Origin of the sequence: Kocuria rosea subsp. polaris, from assembly GCF_001483755.1 — a bacterium.
Taxonomy (GTDB): Bacteria; Actinomycetota; Actinomycetes; order Actinomycetales; family Micrococcaceae; genus Kocuria; species Kocuria cellulosilytica.
Genome location: NZ_LQBK01000008.1, coordinates 1 through 4073, shown reverse-complemented (window position 1 = coordinate 4073; position 4073 = coordinate 1). Strand labels below are relative to the sequence as shown.

The following is a 4073-nucleotide window of genomic DNA, read 5'->3' as shown; positions in this document are numbered from 1 at the left end:
AACGTGTACACGACCTGGCGCAACGGCACGAAGGTCGAGGTCGACGACCCGTGGGGCTTCGGCGGCTCGCTGGAGTGGGCGACGTCCTGCCCGCCGCCGCGGCACAACTTCACCTCGCTGCCGCGGATCCGCTCCGAGCGCCCGGCCCTGGACCTGCACCACCCGGAGCTGGCCGCGGAGTCCCCGCAGCAGTCCCCGGTCGACGACGCCGCCATGGCCACGCGGAAGGATTGAGCCTCGGGTGTGCCTCGTGACGGATCTCCGCTCCGGAAGGGCCGCCGGTTCCCACCCGGACCTGTTCCGTGTCCTCGGCGCGGCATGGGTGGTCTTCGGAGGTCTCGTCGCCGCCATCACGGGACCACTGCGTCTGGAGCACGGCTCCTGGGTGGCCGCATTCTCCGTCCTGGTGGCCGGTGTCGCGCAGATCGCCTTCGGTGCCGCACAGAGCGCACTGGCGTCACAACGGCCGTCCCGACGAACCGTCGTGGTCGAACACGTGGCATGGAATGCCGGCGGTGCAGCTGTGATCGGCGGAACCGTCGCACGAATGCCGTTCATCGTCGACGTCGGCGGACTCCTCCTCGTCGTCGCCCTCGCCCTGATGATCCGCACGGTGTCGGGCCAGGGCGTCGGACCGACATGGGCCCTGTGGACATACCGGACCCTGCTCGTCGTCATCCTCGTCAGCATCCCCATCGGGCTCACCTTGGCCCACCTGCGGGCCGCGTGAAGAAGCCACCGGCAGGTCACGGCCCTCTGGCCGGTCGACGGGCCCGACGACGGCGAGCACCCCGCAGGGCCGTTGACCGGCGGTCCGCCGCCGGGTGGCCGTCCAGCACGGGACGTCCGACGCCCGTCCCCGGAGCGCGATCGAGGTCTCACCCGATCCCGACGGGAGCATCTGCATGGGCAGGGCGCCTCCGAAATGTGCAGGAGGCGCCCTGCCCAAGGGCAGTGGTGATCAGTGTGCGGGCGACGGCCTCAGGCGGAACGCCCGGCCACGGCGGCGTGCTGCTGGGCGCCGGCGACGGCGGAGCTGCCCAGGTCGCTGCCCGGCAGGGGCTGCCCGGCGTTCAGCGCCTCGACCCAGGCATCCGTCGAGGCGACGGCGGCCCAGTTGGAGTGCAGCAGGGTCATGAGCGTGGTGTGCACGGTCTCGGCGTCGACGGAGCCGGCGTCATTGGCGAGGTTGACCGCGCCCGTGGCGTCGGCGAGCACCTCGGTGGTGAAGCCGAGGCCCTCGCCCTCGACGGCTGAAGCGAGGACGCAGTTGTTCGTCATGTATCCGACCAGCGTGACGGTGTCGACTCCCTGCTCGCGCAGCCAGGTGGAGACGTCGGTGTCGGCGTAGACGGAGCCGTACTGCTTCACCACGGTCTTCCAGTTCTCGGAGCGGCGCTGAGCCACCTCGGGGTGCAGCTGGAAGCCGGGCTGGGTCGGGTCGAACACCGGCGCGCCCTCACCCATCGTGTGCTGGACGACGACGACGGGGATCCCGGCGGCGCGGGCCGCCTCGATCGCCTGGGTGACGCGAGGGACCGACTCGCTGTGGGGCGGGTGCTGGATCTCCAGCGTGCCGCCGCCGAAGTAGTCCTGCTGGACGTCGACGAGGACAAGCGCGCGCTGCGGGCTGGGCATGGGGGACTCCTGGGGTTCCGGCGGTCGCGGAGGTGCGACCGGTGATGGGTGCTCCTCCATCCTGCGAACGCGGACCAGGATCCACCAGTGGCGCAAAGGCCGACGTACGATGGATTCACGCCAAGCGGAAGGGGGGCGGATGCGGATCGGGATCCATGCCTTCGACGGGATCACCATGTTCCACCTGTCGGTGCCGCAGATGGTCTTCGACGAGGTCGCCCGGCAGGGCCTGGGCGACTGGGAGACGTTCCTGTTCGCCGACCGGCCCGGCAGGATCCGCACCGCCGAGGGATACGGCATCGAGGGCATCCAAGGCCTGGCGGCCGCGGCGGACGCCGATGTCCTCGTGATGCCGTCGTGGTTCCTCGACGGGCGCCCGGCCGGTGCGGCGGTGCGCGGCACGCTGAGGGCGGCCCATGCCGCGGAGGCGACGATCGTCGGTCTCTGCCTCGGGGCGATCCCGGTGGCCGATGCCGGGCTGCTCGCCGGACGCTCGGCTGTCACGCACTGGCAGGCCTTCGATCTGCTGGCGCAGCGGCACCCGGAGCTCGCCCTGGACGAGTCGGTGCTCTACCTCGACCACGGCGACGTCCTCACCTCGGCGGGCACCGCATCAGGGCTGGACGCCTGCCTGCACCTGGTCCGGACACGCCTTGGGGCCGACGCGGCGAACACGGTGGCTCGGAGCCTGGTCATCGCCCCGCACCGCGAGGGCGGACAGGCCCAGTACATCGAGCGCCCACTGCCTCCCCGGCCCGACGACGACGCGATCTCCCGGGTCATGGACTGGGCCGGGCAGCATCTGGCCGAGCCCCTGCCGATCGAGGTCATGGCCGCCGCGGCGCACATGAGCACGCGGACCTTCGTGCGCACGTTCCGGGCGGCGACCGGAACCACGCCGGCCACCTGGGTGCGGGCGCGGCGCCTGGACGAGGCCCGCCGGCTGCTGGAGACCACCGACCGACCGATCGACACGATCGCAACTGACTGCGGCATCGGCAGCCCCGTGACACTGCGCCAGAACTTCTCGGCCGCCTTCAAGATCTCACCCTCGCAGTACCGCGCGCGCTTCCGAGCCGAGGTGGCCCAGGCCGAGGAGTGACCCCGTCGGTTCTGGCGGGCGGGCGCCGAGAAGGTGGCCCTCTGCCGGGCAGCGGCCGGTGCCGTCGATTTCTCCCTCCGCGCACATCGCCCTCCGGGAGCGGCGGGGCGCGGGGCGCGGTGGCACAGTGGGGTCCCATGAACTCATCTGAGATCTCCGCCCGGACCGCCCTGGTCGTCGGCGCCAGCGGCATCGCCGGCTCCGCGCTCGTCGAGCAGCTCACTGCCCAGGACTGGGACGTCGTGGCGCTGTCGCGCACTCCCGTGCCCGGCAGCACCGCCCGGCACGTGAGCGCGGACCTGCGCTCGGCCGAAAGCCTCGAAGCGGCGCTCGCCGGTGAGCGGCCGACGCACGTGTTCTTCACCGCGTGGTCCCGCCAGGCCACCGAGAAGGAGAACATCGAGGTCAACGCCGGGATGATCCGCAACCTCCTGGCCGCTCTGGCCCATGCCCCGGTGGAGCACGTCGGGCTGATGACCGGGCTCAAGCACTACCTGGGTCCCTTCGAGGCCTACGGGCAGGGCGACATGCCCGACACCCCCTTCCTGGAGGAGGAGCCCCGGCTGCCGGTGGAGAACTTCTACTACGCCCAGGAGGACGAGCTCTGGGCGGCTGCCGGCCGCCAGGGATTCCGCTGGTCGGTGCACCGGGCGCACACGGTCATCGGGCACGCGGTGGGCAACGCCATGAACATGGGACTCACCCTGGCGGTGCAGGCCGCGATCTGCCGGGAGACCGGCCGGCCCTTCGTGTTCCCCGGCTCCGAGACGCAGTGGAACAGCCTGACCGACATGACCGACGCCACGCTGCTGGCCGAGCACATGATCTGGGCTGCCACCACGGAGGCGGCCGGGAACGAGGCCTACAACGTGGTCAACGGCGACGTCTTCCGGTGGCGGAGGATGTGGCCGGTCCTGGCCGACTTCTTCGGGGTCGACTGGGAGGGTTTCCAGGAGGCGCCGCGGCCCCTTCAGGAGCAGATGCGCGGCGCCGACGACGTCTGGGCCCGGATCGTGGCCCAGCACGATCTGGTCGAGCCGCGGCTCGAGCGAGTGGCCTCGTGGTGGCACACGGATGCGGACCTGGGCCGGCCGATCGAGGTCGTCGCCGACATGAGCAAGAGCCGGCTGGCCGGGTTCACCGGCTATCGCCGCACCCAGGACTGCTTCATCCGCCTGTTCGAGCGCTACCGGGCCGAGGGCATCATCCCCTGAGCGGACCCACCGGCCGGTCGCCGCGGCACCGTCACGGACCTTCCCGGAAGGACGGGCCGTCCCGTGCTCGGCCGGCGGCTAGATGAGTAATTCCAAGGGGTGGTCAGTGGTCGTAGGCG

Annotated in this window: 4 protein-coding genes and 1 pseudogene; 4 read left to right on the top strand and 1 reads right to left on the bottom strand. The window is 71.5% G+C overall.

The window, feature by feature from the left end; genetic code table 11:
- Together AVL61_RS06865 and AVL61_RS06860 are read left to right on the top strand one after the other, a co-directional pair.
- A pseudogene (locus AVL61_RS06865) lies at positions 1-234 on the top strand (aa3-type cytochrome oxidase subunit I); the annotation flags it as partial.
- Between the two features lie 7 nt (positions 235-241).
- Entirely contained in the window at positions 242-730 is a 489-nt protein-coding gene (locus AVL61_RS06860) for a hypothetical protein (RefSeq protein ID WP_231738311.1), read from the top strand.
- Positions 731-981: 251 nt separating this feature from the next.
- Here AVL61_RS06860 and AVL61_RS06855 read toward each other — a convergent pair whose 3' ends face one another.
- Positions 982-1638 (bottom strand): isochorismatase family protein, encoded by a 657-nt coding sequence (locus AVL61_RS06855; protein WP_058873621.1) that lies wholly within the window; start codon positions 1636-1638, stop codon positions 982-984.
- 139 nt (positions 1639-1777) lie between these two features.
- Here AVL61_RS06855 and AVL61_RS06850 point away from each other — a divergent pair, with 139 nt between their 5' ends.
- On the top strand, positions 1778-2740 hold the full coding sequence (locus tag AVL61_RS06850; RefSeq protein ID WP_058873620.1) for a GlxA family transcriptional regulator: 963 nt from the start codon (positions 1778-1780) through the stop codon (positions 2738-2740).
- A gap of 137 nt (positions 2741-2877) precedes the next feature.
- Positions 2878-3954, top strand: a complete 1077-nt coding sequence (locus AVL61_RS06845; protein ID WP_058873619.1) for an SDR family oxidoreductase — start codon at positions 2878-2880, stop codon at positions 3952-3954.
- Positions 3955-4073 lie beyond the last annotated feature (119 nt).